At 71.6% G+C, this 16,743-nt stretch carries 13 protein-coding genes; 12 read left to right on the top strand and 1 reads right to left on the bottom strand.

Features of this window, described 5'->3' with window-relative positions; all coding sequences use genetic code 11:
* Positions 1 to 6 precede the first annotated feature (6 nt).
* The 6 genes from MWN33_RS08940 to MWN33_RS08915 all read left to right on the top strand — a co-directional run bounded on the left by MWN33_RS08940 (position 7) and on the right by MWN33_RS08915 (position 7,654).
* Positions 7 to 1,371, top strand: a complete 1,365-nt coding sequence (locus MWN33_RS08940; RefSeq protein ID WP_247200135.1) for an L-serine ammonia-lyase — start codon at positions 7 to 9, stop codon at positions 1,369 to 1,371.
* Between the two features lie 83 nt (positions 1,372 to 1,454).
* The gene (locus MWN33_RS08935; protein WP_247200134.1) at positions 1,455 to 2,510 is read left to right on the top strand and encodes a GlxA family transcriptional regulator; all 1,056 of its coding nucleotides are present in this window, start codon (positions 1,455 to 1,457) and stop codon (positions 2,508 to 2,510) included.
* Positions 2,511 to 2,721: 211 nt separating this feature from the next.
* Positions 2,722 to 4,314: an FAD-dependent monooxygenase gene (locus MWN33_RS08930; protein WP_247200133.1), complete on the top strand. Its 1,593-nt coding sequence runs from the start codon at positions 2,722 to 2,724 to the stop codon at positions 4,312 to 4,314.
* 48 nt (positions 4,315 to 4,362) lie between these two features.
* Entirely contained in the window at positions 4,363 to 4,797 is a 435-nt protein-coding gene (locus MWN33_RS08925) for a cupin domain-containing protein (RefSeq protein WP_247200132.1), read from the top strand.
* Between the two features lie 168 nt (positions 4,798 to 4,965).
* Positions 4,966 to 6,225: an aromatic ring-hydroxylating oxygenase subunit alpha gene (locus MWN33_RS08920; protein WP_247200131.1), complete on the top strand. Its 1,260-nt coding sequence runs from the start codon at positions 4,966 to 4,968 to the stop codon at positions 6,223 to 6,225.
* A 211-nt stretch (positions 6,226 to 6,436) separates the two neighbouring features.
* Positions 6,437 to 7,654 carry an FAD-binding oxidoreductase gene (locus MWN33_RS08915; RefSeq protein ID WP_247200130.1) on the top strand — a complete coding sequence of 406 codons (1,218 nt, stop codon included), beginning with the start codon at positions 6,437 to 6,439 and terminating at the stop codon, positions 7,652 to 7,654.
* A gap of 6 nt (positions 7,655 to 7,660) precedes the next feature.
* Here MWN33_RS08915 and MWN33_RS08910 read toward each other — a convergent pair whose 3' ends face one another.
* Entirely contained in the window at positions 7,661 to 8,377 is a 717-nt protein-coding gene (locus MWN33_RS08910; protein ID WP_247200129.1) for a hypothetical protein, read from the bottom strand.
* A gap of 176 nt (positions 8,378 to 8,553) precedes the next feature.
* Here MWN33_RS08910 and MWN33_RS08905 point away from each other — a divergent pair, with 176 nt between their 5' ends.
* The 6 genes from MWN33_RS08905 (at position 8,554) to MWN33_RS08880 (ending at position 16,651) form a co-directional block, all read left to right on the top strand.
* Positions 8,554 to 9,522: a GlxA family transcriptional regulator gene (locus tag MWN33_RS08905; RefSeq protein WP_247200128.1), complete on the top strand. Its 969-nt coding sequence runs from the start codon at positions 8,554 to 8,556 to the stop codon at positions 9,520 to 9,522.
* Positions 9,523 to 9,646: 124 nt separating this feature from the next.
* Positions 9,647 to 10,429 (top strand): YoaK family protein, encoded by a 783-nt coding sequence (locus tag MWN33_RS08900; RefSeq protein WP_247200127.1) that lies wholly within the window; start codon positions 9,647 to 9,649, stop codon positions 10,427 to 10,429.
* 116 nt (positions 10,430 to 10,545) lie between these two features.
* On the top strand, positions 10,546 to 12,585 hold the full coding sequence (locus MWN33_RS08895) for an NADH:flavin oxidoreductase (protein WP_247200126.1): 2,040 nt from the start codon (positions 10,546 to 10,548) through the stop codon (positions 12,583 to 12,585).
* A 168-nt stretch (positions 12,586 to 12,753) separates the two neighbouring features.
* Positions 12,754 to 14,679: a DUF3483 domain-containing protein gene (locus MWN33_RS08890; protein ID WP_247200125.1), complete on the top strand. Its 1,926-nt coding sequence runs from the start codon at positions 12,754 to 12,756 to the stop codon at positions 14,677 to 14,679.
* On the top strand, positions 14,676 to 15,878 hold the full coding sequence (locus MWN33_RS08885) for an electron transfer flavoprotein subunit alpha/FixB family protein (RefSeq protein ID WP_247200124.1): 1,203 nt from the start codon (positions 14,676 to 14,678) through the stop codon (positions 15,876 to 15,878). Before MWN33_RS08890 ends, MWN33_RS08885 begins: the two co-directional genes overlap by 4 nt.
* A complete protein-coding gene (locus tag MWN33_RS08880; RefSeq protein ID WP_247200123.1) occupies positions 15,875 to 16,651 on the top strand; it encodes an electron transfer flavoprotein subunit beta in 777 nt (258 codons plus the stop codon). The genes MWN33_RS08885 and MWN33_RS08880 overlap by 4 nt, the downstream gene beginning before the upstream one ends.
* The last annotated feature ends 92 nt before the right edge of the window (positions 16,652 to 16,743 follow it).

The raw sequence follows: 16,743 nt of genomic DNA, 5'->3' as shown, positions 1-16,743 counted from the left end.
GCCTTCATGATCAGCGCGTTCGAGCTCTTCAAGGTCGGCATCGGCCCGTCCTCCTCGCACACGGTGGGGCCGATGGTGGCGGCGGCGAGCTTCGCCGACGCGCTGGCGGGGCGCGGCCTTCTCGCCCGCGTCGCCCGCGTCGAGACCGCGCTCTACGGCTCGCTCGCCTGGACCGGCAAGGGCCACGGCACCGACAAGGCGGTCATCCTCGGGCTCGCCGGCCAGCGCCCGGCCACGGTGAACCCCGACCGCGCCGACGCCCTCGTCGCCGAGGTGGCGCAGGAAGGCCGCCTGCCGCTCGCGGGCACCCACGCCATCCGCTTCGAGGCCGCCCGCGACATCCTGTTCGACGGCGTGGCCGAGACGCCCAAGCATCCCAACACCCTCGCCTTCCGCGCCTTCGCCGCAGACGGCGCGCTGATCGCCGAGGAGCGCTGGTGCTCCATCGGCGGCGGCTTCGTGGTGCCCGAGGCGGAGGTCGGCCGGCCGGCTCCCGCCGACGAGGCGCCGCTGCCGCATCCCTTCCGCAACGCCCGCGAACTCCTCGCCATGGCGGACGGCGCCGGCCTCACCATCGCCGAGCTGGTGAGCGCCAACGAGCACGCCCGCCGCCCGGCGACGCAGGTGAGCGCCCATCTCGACGCCGTGGCGGACGCGATGATGGCCTGCGTCGACCGCGGCATCGCCACCTCCGGCGAGCTGCCCGGCGGGCTGCAGGTGCGCCGCCGCGCCAAGGCAATCCGCGACAGCCTGCTCGCCCGCAACGCGCCCTCGCCCCACGAGGTGATGGACTGGGTGAGCCTCTACGCCATCGCGGTGAACGAGGAGAACGCCGCCGGCGGGCGCGTCGTCACCGCCCCGACCAACGGCGCCGCCGGCGTGGTGCCGGCGACGCTGCGCTACTACCGCGACCACTGCCCCGGCGCCAACGCGGCCGGCATGCATGTCTTCCTGCTCACCGCCACCGCCATCGGTGCGCTGTTCAAGATGAACGCCTCCATCTCCGGCGCCGAGGTGGGCTGCCAGGGCGAGGTCGGCGTCGCCTGCTCCATGGCGGCCGGGGGGCTGGCCGCCGCGCTCGGCGCCAGCAATGCGCAGATCGAGAACGCCGCCGAGATCGGCATGGAGCACCATCTCGGCATGACCTGCGACCCCATTGGCGGGCTGGTGCAGGTGCCCTGCATCGAGCGCAACGCCTTCGGCGCGATCAGCGCCGTCAACGCCGCCTCGCTGGCGCTTTATGGCGACGGCACGCACATCGTCTCGCTCGACAAGGTGATCGCCACCATGCGCGAGACCGGCCGCGACATGGCCTCCAAATACAAGGAAACCTCGCTGGGAGGCCTCGCCGTGAACCTGCCCGAATGCTGAAGCCTGGCGCCCGCCCTGCCGCGACGGCATCATCCTTGCTACCTGGGGCAGCAAGTTTGCTATGCTGTCCGCCGGAGCAGACCATGAACCAGCAGCGCCCGCACCCTCCTGTCGCCTCGGCCAGTGCCGGCACGGCCGTGCCGGTGCTCAATGTCGGCTTCATTCTGGCCGACAATTTCACCCTCTCGGCCTTCTCGCTGATGGTCGACCAGCTCCGCCTCGCCGCCGACGAGGGCGACCGTTCGCGGCCGATCTTCGCGCGCTGGCAGGTCATGTCGTCGCGCCCCGAACCGATCCGGGCGAGCTGCGGCATCACGGTGGCGCCGTCCGGCCCGCTCGCCGACCCCTCGGCCTTCAACTACATCATCGTCATCGGCGGCCTGCTGCATGGCGGCCAGCAGCTCGACGAGGAAAGCGTCGCCTATCTCAAGCGCGCCGCGAAGGCGGGCGTGTCGCTGGTCGGCGTGTGCACCGGTTCCTTCGTGCTGGCCCGCGCCGGGCTGATGACCGGGCGGCGCTGCTGCGTCTCGTGGTACCACTATCAGGACTTCCTCGAGGAATTCCCGCACCACACGCCGGTCGCCGACCGGCTCTACGTGATTGACGGCGACCGCATCACCTGCGCCGGCGGCGGCGGCGCGGCGGACCTCGCCACCGCGCTGGTGGAGAAATTCCTCGGCCGCTCCATCGCCCAGAAGAGCCGCCACGTGCTGCTGCTCGACCGCCAGCGGCCGGGCACCGAATCCCAGCCGCACCCGCCCATCGCCGATCTCGTGGCCGACGACCGCGTGCGCCGCGCGCTGCTGATGATGGAGCAGCACCTCGCCGATCCGCTGCCCATTGCCGACATCGCCCGCCGGCTGCAGCTCTCCACCCGCCAGCTGGAGCGGCTGTTCCAGACCGTGATGGGCCAGCGCCCGGCCGAGTTCTACCGCCGGCTGCGGCTGCGCTATGCCCGCTTCCTGCTCGACACCACCGGCCGGTCGGTGACGGATATCGCGCTGGAGGCCGGCTTCTCCGACTGCGCGCATTTCTCCCGCCAGTTCAAGGCGCAGCACGGCTTCACCCCCTCCGACGCCCGCGCCCGCGCGCCCGGCCCGGCGGGCCAGAGCGTGGCGGCGCAGCGCCTGTTCGACTGAGCGGTGCCATGTTACGCTGAGCGCCGGTCTTCTCCGCGCCCGGCGGCATCCGCCTTCGTCAACAGGATGTCATCTCCGGCGTGGTTTTCAGCATCGCGTCCTCATCCGGCGCCGCCGGCAATCCCGGAGGCCGTCGCGGCGGTGACGCGCGCCGGCGTCGGCACGGACGCGGCAGTTCGGGCGGCATCTGAGGAAAAGGCGGCGAGCGGCGATGAAATCCAGCGTTGATGTCCTGATCGTCGGAGCCGGGCCGGTGGGCCTGTTCCTCGCCGCCGACCTGTCCCGCGACGGGCTGGACGTGCTGCTGATCGACCGCATGGCCGAGCGCACCTTCTTCACCAAGGCGCTCGGCATCACCGCGCGCTCGCTCGAACTGTTCGACGATTTCGGCATCGCACAGGACGCGGTGGACGCCGGTACCTGGCTGCACGGCATCTCCAACTTCACCGACGGCGTGGCCGGTCCGACGATGGATATTCCCGACGTGCTGCCGTTCGGCAGCCTGTCGCTGGCGCAGTTCGAGGTCGAGCGGATCCTGGAAGCCTGCCTCGTCCGCCACGGCGGCAAGGTGCATTACGGCTGGACGCTCGCCGGCTTCGCGGAAACCGGCGACGGCGTGCGCGCCGAGCTGACCGGGCCGGACGGAAGCCCCCATGTGGTGGAGAGCCGCTTCATCGTCGGCTGCGACGGCGGCCGCAGCACCGTGCGCACCAGCCTCGGCCTCGACTTCGAGGGCGGCCAGTTCCCGCAGACCTTCGTGCTGGCGGATCTGGAGATCGGCTGGGACCTGCCGCGCGGTCGCTTCTACCGTTTCAATGTCAGCGCCACGGCGGAGCACGCCGCCAACGCGCTCGCCGCCGTGCCGGTGGCCGGTTCGGTCGAACGCTACCGTCTCTCGGCCGTGCTGCCCGATTCCATGCTGCGCGCCGCCGAGGGAGAGCGCCCGCAGCCGCCGGGCTTCGACGAGATCCGGGCAATGATGACGCCGATGCTGCCGGCCGGCACAGTACTGAAATCGATGCACTGGTCGTCGGTCTACCGGGTCAACCACCGTCTGGTGTCCAGCTACAGCAAGGGCCGCGCCTTCCTGGCGGGCGATGCCGCGCATCTGCATCCCCCGGTCGGCGGTCAGGGCCTGAACACCGGGCTGCAGGACGCCTACAACCTCGCCTGGAAGCTCGCCCTGGCACTGGACGGACGCGACGCGCCGGGCCTGCTCGACAGCTATTCGGCCGAGCGCCGTGCGGTCGGGCTCGACCTGGTGGAGAACACCAGCCGCGCCCTCAACGAGACGCTCGCCCAGCGCTCGCCGCTGCCGGGCATGCGCGAGACGCAGCTCCTGATCTCCTATCGCGGCAGCGCCATCGTCCGCGACGAGCGGGCCGACGCCGCCGGCACCGCGCTCGCCGCCGGCGACCGCATCCCCGACGCCGGCGGGCTGCGCCGCGCCTATGTCCGCCTGCCGTTCCGGCTGCATGAGCGGCTGGGACGCGGGCGCCACGTGCTGTTCGGCTATGCCGGCGACGAAGCGGGCCTGACCGCCCTCGTGGAACTCTCGCAGGCGGCGCACGCGGCGCTCGGCCCGGCGGTCTCGGCCTTCGCCGTCGTGGCGGGCGATTCCCCGCTCGGCGACCGCGAGGACATTCCGGTGCTGCGCGACGGCGAGGGCGGGTTCGCCGAAGCCTTCGAGGCGAAGACCGGCACGGTCTGGCTGGCGCGGCCCGACGGCTATCTCGGCTGGGTCGGCGATACCTCATCGATGGCCGGGCTCAAGGCCGCGCTGGCGCTGATCGCCGGCCGATAGACCGCTGCGGCGAACGAAGCCGCCCGCCCCACCTCCGGAGGAACGCCCATGCAGGTACCCCCGTCACCCGGTACGCCGGGCCTCGAAGCCTTCAGCCAGAGCGCGCAAGAGCGCTCGTGGGAGCCTCTTTTCCCCGATTTCGGCGATAGCTCGCCGCTGCTCTCGATCCTGCGCGTCGACGCGCAAACCGGCGGGGCGGTCATCGTGCTGAAGTTCCCGGCCGACTTCCATTTTCCCAAGCACACGCATCTGAAGTCGGAGACCACCTTCCTGCTCGCCGGCACGCATTATTTCGAGGACTGCGACGCCGGGAAGATCTTCAGGATCGAGGAGCAGGGCTATTTCTTTCTGCCGCCGCACCATGTGCATCAGGCCTGGGTGAAGGCCGGCTCGCTGCTGGTCGCTGTGCTCGAGGGCGGCGCCCAGATCGACTGGGTCGAGCCGCCGCCGGTCCCCGGCACGCCGGTCGTGTTCCCCGAGTGAAGCCGGGGCCCGGCGATCCGCCGGGCCGCACCGGGCGAAGGCCCTTCCGGCAGCGGAAATGTCGTATTCAGAAAACTCCCTGTCGCTTGCGTGAAAGTCACCGGCCCGCTTCCGTCGAACAATTCCAGTCGACAAGCGGGCCGGGAACCCGCGAGGGAGAACAGACCGATGCTGGACACCACCCAGACGCCGCTCAAGGCGCTGCTGCGCCGCCGCAAGCCGGGCTACAGCCTGGAGGCTCCGTTCTACACCAGCCCCGAGATTTACGAAGCCGACATGGAGGTCATCTTCGGCCGGCACTGGATCTTCGTCGGCGTCGATCCGGATATCCCGGAGCCCGGCGACGCGATGACCTTCAACATCGGCAAGTACGCCATCTTCGCCGTGCGCGACGACGACGGCGAGGTCCGCGCCTTCCACAATGTGTGCCGCCATCGCGGCGCGCCGATCGTGCACGACTACAAGACCACGGTCGGCAACCTCGTCTGCCGCTACCACAGCTGGACCTACGGCCTCGACGGCAAGCTGCTCTTCGCCGAGCATATGGGCCAGGATTTCGATCCCTCCTGCCACGGGCTGAAGCCGGTGCATGTGCGCTCGCTGGAAGGGCTCATCTTCGTGTGCCTGTCCGACGACCCGCCGGCCGATTTCGACGTGATGGCCGCGAAGATGGCGCCCTATCTCGCCCCGCACGACCTGAAGAACGCCAAGGTCGCCTTCGAGAAGGACATCATCGAGCCGGGCAACTGGAAGCTCACCATGGAGAACAACCGCGAGTGCTACCACTGCGCGGGCAACCATCCCGAGCTCACCGTGCCGCTCTTCGCCTATGGCTTCGGCTTCGCGCCGGAAGAGCTCGACGAGCACGGCCGGCAGGAGGCCGAGGAATATGCGAAGCTCGTCACTTCCTCGCACCGCGAATGGGAGAGCTGCGGCTTCCCCTCCACGATGATGGAGCATCTCGACGACATGGTGACGGGCTTCCGCACCGAGCGCCTGCCGCTGGCCGGCGCCGGCGAGAGCCACACCAACGACACGCAGGCAGCCTGCAAGAAGCTGCTCGGGCGCATCAACGATCCCCGGCACGGCGCGCTGCATTTCTGGACCCAGCCCAATAGCTGGCACCACTTCATGTCCGACCATGCGGTGGTGTTCTCGGTGTTGCCGCTCGACGCCGAACGCTCGCTGCTGCGCACCAAATGGCTGGTCCACAAGGATGCGGTGGAAGGCGTCGACTACACGGTCGAGAACCTCACCGCCGTGTGGGACGCCACCAACGACCAGGATTCGACCCTCGTCGGCTATTGCCAGGACGGCGCCCGCAGCCCCGCCTACGAGCCCGGCCCCTACTCGCCGCACACCGAGATGCTCGTCGACAAGTTCTGCAACTGGTACATCGGCCGCATGAGCGAGCATCTGGGCCGGTAAGCACCCGCCTTCCCGGCAGTTGCCGTCATCCCGGCCGAAGGCGCAGCCTGGAGCCGGGATCGCTCTCCCTTCGGCACGCGATCCCGGATCGGCCTGCGGCCGTCCGGGATGACGAGGAATGAGGCGCCTGCCCTGCCCGAACCACCCCTCTCCCACCGGCGAGGGGGCGCGAACGTTTCTTCCGCACCTCGTTTGATCGAGATCAAAGCACATGGCCGCCACCCCCGCCGTCTCGTCCGATCCCACCGCCCTGCGCCTTGTCGGCTCCCTGCCGGACTGGAATCCCGAGGCCGACGACGCGCTGGTCGTGCGCGAGATCCGCGAAGAAACGGCTGACGTGAAGACCTTCGTGCTGGCGCCGAAGGACCCGTGCGTCTTCCGCTACCAGCCCGGCCAGTTCCTGACCCTCGACATCCCGCTCGCCGGCGAGAGCGTGAACCGCTGCTACACCATCGCCTCCGCTCCCACCCGCCCGCACACCATCTCCATCACGGTCAAGCGCGTACCCGGCGGGCCGGTGTCGAACTATCTGCACGACACGGTGACGGTCGGCTCGGTGCTGCACGCCATCGGCCCGATGGGCGATTTCTCCTGCTTCGCGCTCGGCCGGCCCGCGTCGGCGCCGAAATATCTGTTCCTGTCCGGCGGCAGCGGCATCACGCCGCTCATGTCGATGGCACGCACCTTCCACGACCTCGGCGAGCCGCGCGACATCGTGTTCGTCCACGCCGCGCGCTCGCCCGCCGACATCATCTTCCGCGACGAGTTGGAGCTGATGGCGCGCAACCAGCCCGGCTCCTTCCGCTTCGCCCCGGTCTGCGAGGCGGACGCCCGCTTCGCGCCGTGGCACGGGCTGCGCGGCCGGCTGAACGGCGGCCTGCTCAATCACGTAGCGCCGGATTTCCGCGAGCGCGAGGTCTTCGTCTGCGGGCCGGCGCCGTTCATGGCGGCGGTGCGCGAGATGCTGAAGGCGGCCGGCTTCGACATGTCCCGCCACCATGAGGAAAGCTTCGATTTCGGCGCGCTGGCCGACGCCGAGCCGGAGGTCGCCGCCGAGGTGGCGGTCGCCGAGGCCGTGCAGGCGGTGCAGGAAGCCGTCGAGGAGACGGTGGCGCAGGCGGTGGCCGACGCCGCGCCGGAAGCGCCCGCCGCGCCGGTCGAGGTCACGACCTATTCCATCGAGTTCGCCAAGCAGAAGCGCACCATCGAGTGCCGCTCGGACATGTTCGTGCTGGACGCGGCGCGCCGCGCCGGCGTGCGCCTGCCCTCCTCCTGCGCCAAGGGCCTGTGCGGCACCTGCAAGTCGAAGCTGGTCTCCGGCACGGTCGACATGAAGCATGGCGGCGGCATCCGCCAGCGCGAGATCGACGCCGGCATGGCGCTGCTGTGCTGCTCGAAGCCGACCAGCGATCTGGTGGTCGACCGCTGAGACGCGTCAGCGCAGGAAGTCGATGGCCCCGCTCACGGCCTGCTTCATGCTGTCATAGGCCTGACTCGTGCCCTGCACGGTGCGGTCGACGATCTCGCCGGCGGTCGGCAGCGGCGGCAGGCCGAGAAAGCCCTCCTCCGGCGCTTCCGCGCGGGCGGTGACGAGGGCGGGCGGCGCGTCCGGCCGCGGCGCCTCGGCGAAGGGGACGTCCGGGCGCCGCGCGGCGCGGGCGGCGGTGGCCTCGGGCGATTCCACGAGCACGGGATAGGCGGCGCGCACGACCTTGGGGTCGCGCGTCTCGCACGCGCCCTGGCAATGGTCGAAGCGCTCGACGCCGGCCGGCAGCGCGGCGGCAGCGCTCTCTTCCGCCGACGCGACGCCCGCCGAACCGGCCGCCACACTCGCCTTGGCGGGCTTGGCCGCATGGGCGGTCGGGGCACGATAGACGGCGGAAGGCTCGATGGCGCGCACCATGGTCGGCAGCAGCCGGTCGCCCTTCTCGGTCGGCTCCTCGTCAAGCTCGATGGGCTGGGCGACGAGGCGGGCGAGGTTGCGCACGCTCTCCTCCGCGCTCGCCTGCGCCGCCTTGCCCCGCTCATATCCGGAGTTCTCGGCGATCACATAGGTGCCGACGGCGAGGAAGAGCGCGAAGCCGACCGGCAGCAGCAGCCGGCCGGGCACGCGGTCGCGGACGGCATCGAACAGGCTCGGCGTGAACGGCATGACAAGCTTCCCCATTGTGTGATGCCATTCCCGGCTGCGCCCGAGTCAATTTTGCGGCACCATTCGCGCCTCCCGATGACCAAGCCGGGGTATTTCTGCGCGGCGCGTTTCCCGGCGCAGCCGCCGCAACATTCGGCAACGCAACGCTTTCGCACACCAAACGCTTTGGATTTGCCGTGCAAGACCTCGCCTCGCTGACGCGCATCGGCTTCCTCACCCTGCCGAACCATTCGATGATCGCCTGCGCCAACGCGCTGGAAGCTCTGCGCATGGCGAACTACGTCGCCGAGGCGGACATCTATTCCTGGCGCATCCTCACGCTGGACGGCGCGCCCGCCGCCGCCTCGAACGGGCTCACCCTCTCCCCCACCGTGCCGCTCGCCGAGGCGGGACCGCTCGACCTGCTGCTGGTGTGCGGCGGCATCGACGTGCGCCACGCCGCCACCCCGCCGATCGAAGACGCGCTGCGCCGGCTCTCGCGGCGCGGCGTCGCGCTGGGCGCGCTGTGCACCGGCGCCTTCGTGCTCGCCGATGCCGGGCTGCTCGACTTCTATCGCTGCGCCGTGCACTGGGAGAACCTCTCCGCCATCCGCGAGGAATTCCCCGATATCGACTTCGTGGAGGAAGCCTTCGTCGTCGACCGCGACCGCCTCACCTGCACCGGCGGCGTCGCGCCGCTGGAGATGATGCGCGCGCTCATCGCGGCGAAGGGCGGCCGGGCGCTGGCGGACAAGGTTGCCGAGCAGTTCATCCTCGATCGCGCCCGCACCGGCGGCGCGCGGGTCGAGGCACGCCCGCGCCCGGCGCTGCCCGACCCGACGCTGGCCCGCGCGGTGAAGATGATGCAGGCGGCCATCGAGCGCCCGCCGGGCATCGCCGCTCTCGCCCGCCGGCTCGACGTCTCGCCACGCCATCTGGAGCGGCTGTTCCGCCGCCATCTCGGGGTGAGCCCCTCGGCCTATCACCTCGCCCTGCGGCTGGAGCGGGCGCGCGAATTGCTGCGCCTCTCGCCGCTTGCCGTCACCGATGTCGGCCTCGCCTGCGGCTTCCAGTCGGCGGCGCATTTCTCCACCGCCTATGCCCGCCATTTCGGCCGCCCGCCCAGCGGCGAGCGCCGCGGCGCCGGCCGTCCGACGGACGCCTAGGTAATCGCGGCTATGGCGGCGGCCGGTCCGTGGTATTAATTACACACCGCAGGCGCGGCACCGCCGCGCAGGCCCGAAAGCAAGCGTCCGGGCAACGTCCGGACGGAACTCCGTGAATGCGCCGATGAACGCGCCCCTCAAGCCGCACGGCTACCGCCGGCTGGCGGCCCGCTACAGCGACCTCGCCGCCGGCATACTCGCGCCGGAGCGCACGCCGCTGGCCGATGCCTGGCTCGGCCTGCCGATGACCTTCGTCGCCGGCGCCACCAATGCCGGCGGCCTGTTGGCGGTCGGGCAGTACACCTCGCACATGTCGGGCATCATCTCCTCGGCGGCCGACCATGCCGTGGTCGGCGCCCTGGACCTCGTGCTGGGGGGCGGCGGCGCGCTCCTCGCCTTCGTGCTCGGCGCGGCGACCTCGGCGGTGCTGGTCAATTGGGGCCGGCTGCATGTGGCGGGGCGCGAATACTCCCTGCCGCTGACGCTGGAGGCGCTGCTGCTGCTCGCCTTCGGCCTGCTCGGCTCCTACACCCGCCATTCCACGATCGCGCTCGGCATGGAAGTGGCGGTGCTGTGCTTCATCATGGGGCTGCAGAACGCCACCGTGACCAAGATGTCCGGCGCCAAGATCCGCACCACCCACATGACCGGCATCGTCACCGACATCGGCATCGAGCTGGGCAAGCTGTTCTATTCCAACCGCCGCCGGCGCGGCACCGCCATGCCGCTGGTGCTGGCCGACCGCGAGAAGCTGAGGCTGCTGACCTATTTCCTGCTGAGCTTCTTCGTCGGCGGCATCGTCGGGGCGGTCGGGTTCAGCACCGTCGGCTTCGTCTTCTCGGTGCCGCTGGCGCTGCTTGTCTTCGCGCTGGCCGGGCCTTCCGCGCTGCGCATCCTGCTGCGCTGAGGCGGGTCGCAACGCTACCGGCGCGATGGCGCAAATCTTCTGTGCACCAGGGGCGCATGCGACCTATCGTGCCTGCCACGGGAAAAGACCATGGTCGAAGGAGCGCGCCGACCATCATGATCGCCAATGCCGAGGCACTCCTCAAACCCTTGACCATCAAGGGCCTTACCATCCGCAACCGCGTGATGTCGACCTCGCACGCGCCGGGCTACGGCAAAGACGGCAAGCCGCAGGAGCGCTACCAGCTCTACCATATGGAGAAGGCGAAGGGCGGCATCGGGCTGACCATGTTCGGCGGCTCCTCCTCGGTCGCCATCGACAGCCCCGCCGCGCCGTGGAACCAGATCTCCGTCGCCGACGACAGCGTGATCCCCTATTTCCAGCAGTTCGCCGAGCGTGTGCACGCCCACGGCGCCAAGGTGATGATCCAGCTCACCCATATGGGCCGGCGCACCAAATGGGACACCGAGCACTGGCTGCCCACCCTCTCCGCCTCCATTCGCCGCGAGCCGACCTCGCGCACCATCCCGCGCGCGATGGACAAGAACGACATACGCCGCGTGGTGAAGGCCTTCGCCGAGGCGGCCCGGCGCTGCAAGGAGGGCGGGCTCGACGGCTGCGAGATTTCCGCCGCGCACGGCCATCTCGTCGACCAGTTCTGGAGCCCCTCCGTCAACCAGCGCACGGACGAGTATGGCGGCAGCCTTGAGAACCGCATGCGCTTCGGCATCGAGGTGCTGGAGGCGATGCGCGAGGCCACCGGCGGCGACTACGTGATCGGCATGCGCATGTCCGGCGACGAGATGATCGCCGACGGGCTCAGCCATGAGGACTGCGTCGCCATCGCCTCGGAATATGCCAGGCGCGGCCTGGTCGACTTCCTCAACGTGATGGGCGGGCAGGCGCGGGACGAGATGGCCCATGCCGTGTCGCTGCCCAACATGTCCTTCCCCGTTGCGCCCTTCCTCTATCTGCCGAGCGCCATCAAGCGCGAGGTGGATGTGCCGATCTTCCACGCCCAGCGTGTCACCGATCTCGCGACCGGCGCGCGCGCGGTGGCGGAGGGCCATGTCGACATGATCGCCATGACCCGCGCCCACATCGCCGACCCGCATCTCGTCAAGAAGCTGATGGAGGGCCGCGACGACGACATCCGCCAGTGCGTCGGCGCCGGCTACTGCATCGACCGCATCTATGTCGGCGGCGACGCGCTGTGCCTGCAGAACGCCGCCACCGGGCGCGAGGCGACCATGCCGCACATCATCCCGAAGGCGGAGGTGGCGCGCAAGGTGGTGGTGGTCGGTGCCGGCCCGGCCGGACTGGAAGCCGCGCGCGTATCCGCCGAGCGCGGGCACTCCGTGGTGCTGTTCGAGAAGGAGCCGGTCGTCGGCGGCCAGATCAACATCGCGGCCAAGGCGACCTGGCGCGAGGCGCTGTCCGGCATTCCGCGCTGGCTCCACAGCCAGGTCGCGAAGAAGGGCGTCGACCTCCGCCTCGGCCGCGAGGCGACGGAGGCGGATGTGCGGGCGGAAAAGCCGGACGTGGTGATCGTCGCCACCGGCGGCATGCCCGATCCCGGCCACGAGAAGGGCCGCGAGCACGCCGTCTCCACCTGGGACATCCTCACCGGCAAGGTGGAGCCCACCGGCTCGGTGCTGCTCTATGACGAGATCGGCGGCCACAACGCCGCCTCCACCGCCGAATTTCTCGCGAAGAAGGGCTGCCTCGTCGAACTGGTGACGCACGATCTCCAGATCGCGCAGGAGGTCGGCACCACCAACAAGCCGGTGCATCTGCGCGAGCTCTACAAGCTCGGCGTGGTGATGACGCCGAACACCGAGCTGACCGAGATCTACCCGGAAGGCAACCGGCTCATCGCCGTGCTGCGCAACACCATGACCGACGCCGAGGAGGAGCGGGTGATCGACCGCGTGGTGGTCGAGCACGGCACGCGCCCCGTCGACGGGCTGTTCGAGGCGCTGCGCGGAGCGTCCGTCAACGATGGCGAGACCGACCTCGACGCGCTGGTCGCCGGCCGCCCGCAGCGCTGGACTGGCCAGCCCGGCTTCGCGCTCTACCGCGTCGGCGACGCCTGGACCGGCCGCAACATCCACGCCGCGCTCTACGACTCGCTGCGCCTGTGCAAGGACCTGTGAGGGGGCGATGCGGGCCATGATCGTCTCGATGGATCCGCGAAAGGGACGTCATCCCCGGGCTTGGCCCGGGGATCCACGACTTGGCCGCCCACGCGAAGGCATGGATGACCGGGGCAAGCCCGGCCATGACGGCGTTCTGCCGGCTCCCCGCCCCCGCGAGGCCGGTCCATGACGGACACCGCGCTCGCCCTCGCGCTTCTCGTCCTCGCCATGGCCGTCGTCGCCGGTGCCCTCGCGGCCCGTCGCGCGCGGCTGTGGCGCGCCGGGCGCGCGGCGAGGGTCGACTGGCTGGACGGCCTCGCCGCCCTGCCGAAGCGCTACCTCGTCGACGTCCATCACGTGGTCGGGCGCGACCCTTACGCTGCCCGCATGCACGCGCTCGCCGCCGGCGGGCTGTTGGCCGGCTCGGCGCTGGCGCTCGCCGGGCTCGTCCCCCTCCTCGGCAATGCCCGGCTCTACTGGTGGATCGTGGCGCTCGCCTTCGCGGCGGCGCTGGCCGGCGGCTTCATGGTCGGCCGGCGGCGCCTGCCGGTGAAGCCGGCGCGGCTGTCGGGCGGGCGGTTCCAGCGCCTGCCCCTGCTGCTCGCCGCCTATGCCGCCGGCGGCTTCCTCGTCGCGCTCGACGCTTCGCTCGGCGGGGCGCTGCGCCCGTTCGCCTTCGTTGGCCTCGCGCTGGCGGCGGTCGGCGGCATCGGCCTCGCCCGGCAGCTCGATCGCGGGCCGATGCGCCACGCCTTCGCCGGCGCCGCCCATCTCGTCGCCCATCCCCGCCCCGACCGCTTCGAGGGGAAGCCGGCCACCGCCCTCGCCCCGCTCGATCTCGACGCCCCGCGCCTCGGCGTGGCGACGCCGGCCGACTTCACCTTCAACCGGCTGATCGGCTTCGACGCCTGCATCCAGTGCGGGCGCTGCGAGACCGCCTGCCCCGCCTTCGCCGCCGGCCAGCCGCTGAACCCCAAGCGGCTGATCCAGGACCTCGCCGCCGCCATCCAGCCGAACGCCACCAACGCCGCCTACGCCGGCAGCCCCTACCCGAACGCCCGCCCCGTCGCCGGCATCGGCGGGCCGGACAAGCCGCTCGTCGGCACGGGCGCGATGATCCACCCGGACACGCTGTGGTCCTGCACCACCTGCCGCGCCTGCGTCGAGGAATGCCCGATGATGATCGAGCATGTCGACGCCATCGTCGATCTGCGCCGCTTCCAGACGCTGGAGCTCGGCGCGCTCCCCGTGAAGGCCGCGCCGCCTTTGATGGAACTACGCTATGCCGACGAGCCGGGCGGGCGCCCGCTCGGCGCGCGCACCGATTTCGCCGCTGGGCTCACCCTGCCGCTGATGGCGGCGAAGGGCGAGGCGGACGTGCTGCTCTGGCTCGGCGAGGGCGCCTATGAACTGCGCTACGGCCGCACGCTGCGCGCGCTCATAACCCTTCTCCAGAAGGCCGGCGTCGACTTCGCCGTGCTCGGCGCGGAGGAGCGCGACTGCGGCGACCTTGCCCGCCGGCTCGGCGACGAGGCCACCTTCCAGCGCCTCGCCCGCGACAACATCGCCACGCTGGCGCGCTATCGCTTCTCGCGCATCCTCACTGCCGATCCGCACGCGCTGCACGCGCTGCGCAACGAATACCGCGCCTTCGGCGGCGCCTACGAGGTCGTGCACCACAGCGCCTTCCTCGACGAGCTGGTGGCGGCCGGGCGGCTCCCTGTCGGCGCGCTCGGCGGCGCCCGCGTGACCTATCACGACCCCTGCTATCTCGGCCGCTACAATGGCGAGGTCGACGCCCCGCGCCGCCTGCTCGACCGGCTGGGGCTGGAGCGGCTGGAGATGGAGCGCTCGGGCCGGCGCTCCATGTGCTGCGGCGGCGGCGGCGGCGCGCCGGTCTCCGACATCGAGGGCGAGCGCCGCATCCCCGATATCCGCATGGGCCAGGCGAGCGCCACCGGCGCCGCCATCGTCGCGGTGGCCTGCCCGCAATGCTCGGCCATGCTGGAAGGCGTCACCGGCGCGCGGCCCGACGTCGCCGATATCGCCGAGCTGGTGCTGATGGCGGTCGAGGCGGCGCCCGCCGCGGCCCGCGCGGAGACGCTCGCATGAGCCGCCCGCGCAAGGACCCCCGTGCGGAACGCGCCGCGCAGCGCGTCGCCGGTGCCACCCGCCCGCGCTTCGACCTCGCGCGGACGCCCGAGACCGCGACCTCCGGCCGCCCGCGCCGCGACCCGCGCGCCGAGGAAAGGCTGGCCCTTGTGCCCGGCACGCTGCGCCGCCGGCTCGACCGCACGCGCCGCGCCGGCGAGGCCGCGATCCCCGCCCCGCAGCCTCTGGCGACGCCCGCGCCGGACGCCCCGGCGCTCCGCCGCATCCCCGAGCCCGCCTTTCTCGTCGCCCTGGTGCCGGATGCGCCGGGCGGGCGCCTCACCCCGCACGACCGCCAGCTCTTCGGGGCGGCCCGGCTGCTGGCCGACGCCGGCGGCGGCGCGGTGGTCGCCCTCGTCGATCCCGCCGCCGACGACCTCGCTGCGGCGGGTGCCGACCGCGTGCTCACGCTTCCTGTCTCCGGCTACGATCCGGAGGGCAAGGCGCTGGCGCTCGATGCCGCGCTCGCCGCGCTCGGCCTGCGCCACCTCCTGTTCCCGGAGAGCGCGGAGGGCGGCGACCTCGCCCGCCGCGTCGCCGCCCTGTCGGGCGAGGCGCTGTTCGCCGGCGCCGAAAGCCTCACGGCAAAAGCCGTCACCCGCGCCGCCCATGGCCGGCGCACCGAGCAGCGCGGCGCCCCGCCGACCCTTATAAGCCTCGCCCCCGACGCGGTTGCCCCGCATGCCGGCACCTTGCACGAGGCGCTCCCCGTCGCATTCGCCTTCCCTGCGACGACCGGGGGCGCCATCCTCGCCGCCGAATTCGTCGCCGCCGACCCTGCCCGCGTGTCGCTGGCCGAGGCCGATTTCGTCACCTCGGCCGGCAATGGCGTCAGCGATTTCGAGACCTTCCGCGCCCTCATCGCCGCGCTCGGGGCCACGCCGGGCGCCAGCCGCATGGTGTGCGACGCCGGGCTGATGCCACGCGCCGCACAGGTCGGCGCCTCCGGCACGGTGCTGGACGCGCGCTGCTATTTCGCCCTCGGCATTGCGGGCGCGCCGCAGCATCTGCAGGGCGTGGCGAAATGCGAGCATGTGGTGGCGGTGAACACCGATTTGCACGCGGCGATGATCGAGCGCGCCGGCCTCGCCATCGTCGCCGACGCGCAGGAGGTGATGCCGGCGCTGCTGCGTCTGATCGCCGAGGAGGCCAGCGCATGAGGATCGCCGTCCTGCTCTCCGCCGGCCGTCATGCCGTCTCCGGCCGCCCCGCGCCGGTGCCGGTCGAGTTGCAGGCCGTCGGCCTCGCCGCCGATTTCGTGGAACGCCATGGCGCTGATCTCACCGGCCTGCATGCCGGCCCCGATGTCGGACCGCTGCGCGACGCGCTCGGCCACGGCCTCCCGAACCTCGTCCACCTCGTCACCGGAGCGGACGACGATCCGTTGCCGAGCCTCGCCGCCGCGCTGCGCGAGGGCGCCTTCGACCTCATTCTCGCCGGCCGTGTCGCACAGGGCGGCGAGGATAGCGGCCTGCTGCCCTATGCGCTCGCCCGCGCCCTCGGCCTGCCCATCGTCTCGGATGCTGCCGCGCTGGCACCGGGCGAGACGCCCGGCACGCTCAATGTCGAGCAGGCGTTGCCGCGCGGCGCCCGCCGCCGGCTCCTCGTGCGGCTGCCCGTGCTCGTCACCGTGCATCCCGCGGCACCCGCCGCCCGCCCCTTCGCCTTCGCGGGCGCCCGGCGCGGCATCCTTGAGACGCGGCCCGGCCTTGCCGCTCCCCGCGCGTCGACCGGGCTGGAGGAACGACCCTACCGCCCGCGCCCCAAGCTGATCGCCAAGGCGGCGGCCGGCGCCTCGGCGGCGGAGCGGCTGAAAGCGGCGACCGAGGCGGCCAGCGGCGGCGGCCGGCTGCTGGTCGATCCCCCGCCCGAGGAGGCGGCCCGCGAGATCCTCGCCTATCTCGCCGGCATCGGCGTGGTGGCGAAACGCTGAGCCGCGACGCCGGCGACGGTTGACGGCGGGCACCCGAATGACGGACATGGAGCGGCGCGAGGCGGCGGGGGCGCCTTGCCATCTCCGTGCCT

The sequence above is a fragment of the Ancylobacter koreensis genome, assembly GCF_023016525.1.
GTDB lineage: Bacteria > Pseudomonadota > Alphaproteobacteria > Rhizobiales > Xanthobacteraceae > Ancylobacter > Ancylobacter koreensis.
This window is presented reverse-complemented; position numbering and strand designations above follow the sequence as displayed.

Excerpts from the sequence above, each read along its gene's own strand:
- MWN33_RS08940 (WP_247200135.1), top strand. The coding sequence starts at position 7 with ATGATCAGCGCGTTCGAGCTCTTCAAGGTCGGCATCGGCCCGTCCTCC.
- MWN33_RS08935 (WP_247200134.1), top strand. The coding sequence starts at position 1,455 with ATGAACCAGCAGCGCCCGCACCCTCCTGTCGCCTCGGCCAGTGCCGGC.
- MWN33_RS08930 (WP_247200133.1), top strand. The coding sequence starts at position 2,722 with ATGAAATCCAGCGTTGATGTCCTGATCGTCGGAGCCGGGCCGGTGGGC.
- MWN33_RS08925 (WP_247200132.1), top strand. The coding sequence starts at position 4,363 with ATGCAGGTACCCCCGTCACCCGGTACGCCGGGCCTCGAAGCCTTCAGC.
- MWN33_RS08920 (WP_247200131.1), top strand. The coding sequence starts at position 4,966 with ATGCTGGACACCACCCAGACGCCGCTCAAGGCGCTGCTGCGCCGCCGC.
- MWN33_RS08915 (WP_247200130.1), top strand. The coding sequence starts at position 6,437 with ATGGCCGCCACCCCCGCCGTCTCGTCCGATCCCACCGCCCTGCGCCTT.
- MWN33_RS08910 (WP_247200129.1), bottom strand. The coding sequence starts at position 8,377 with ATGCCGTTCACGCCGAGCCTGTTCGATGCCGTCCGCGACCGCGTGCCC.
- MWN33_RS08900 (WP_247200127.1), top strand. The coding sequence starts at position 9,647 with ATGAACGCGCCCCTCAAGCCGCACGGCTACCGCCGGCTGGCGGCCCGC.
- MWN33_RS08895 (WP_247200126.1), top strand. The coding sequence starts at position 10,546 with ATGATCGCCAATGCCGAGGCACTCCTCAAACCCTTGACCATCAAGGGC.
- MWN33_RS08890 (WP_247200125.1), top strand. The coding sequence starts at position 12,754 with ATGACGGACACCGCGCTCGCCCTCGCGCTTCTCGTCCTCGCCATGGCC.
- MWN33_RS08885 (WP_247200124.1), top strand. The coding sequence starts at position 14,676 with ATGAGCCGCCCGCGCAAGGACCCCCGTGCGGAACGCGCCGCGCAGCGC.
- MWN33_RS08880 (WP_247200123.1), top strand. The coding sequence starts at position 15,875 with ATGAGGATCGCCGTCCTGCTCTCCGCCGGCCGTCATGCCGTCTCCGGC.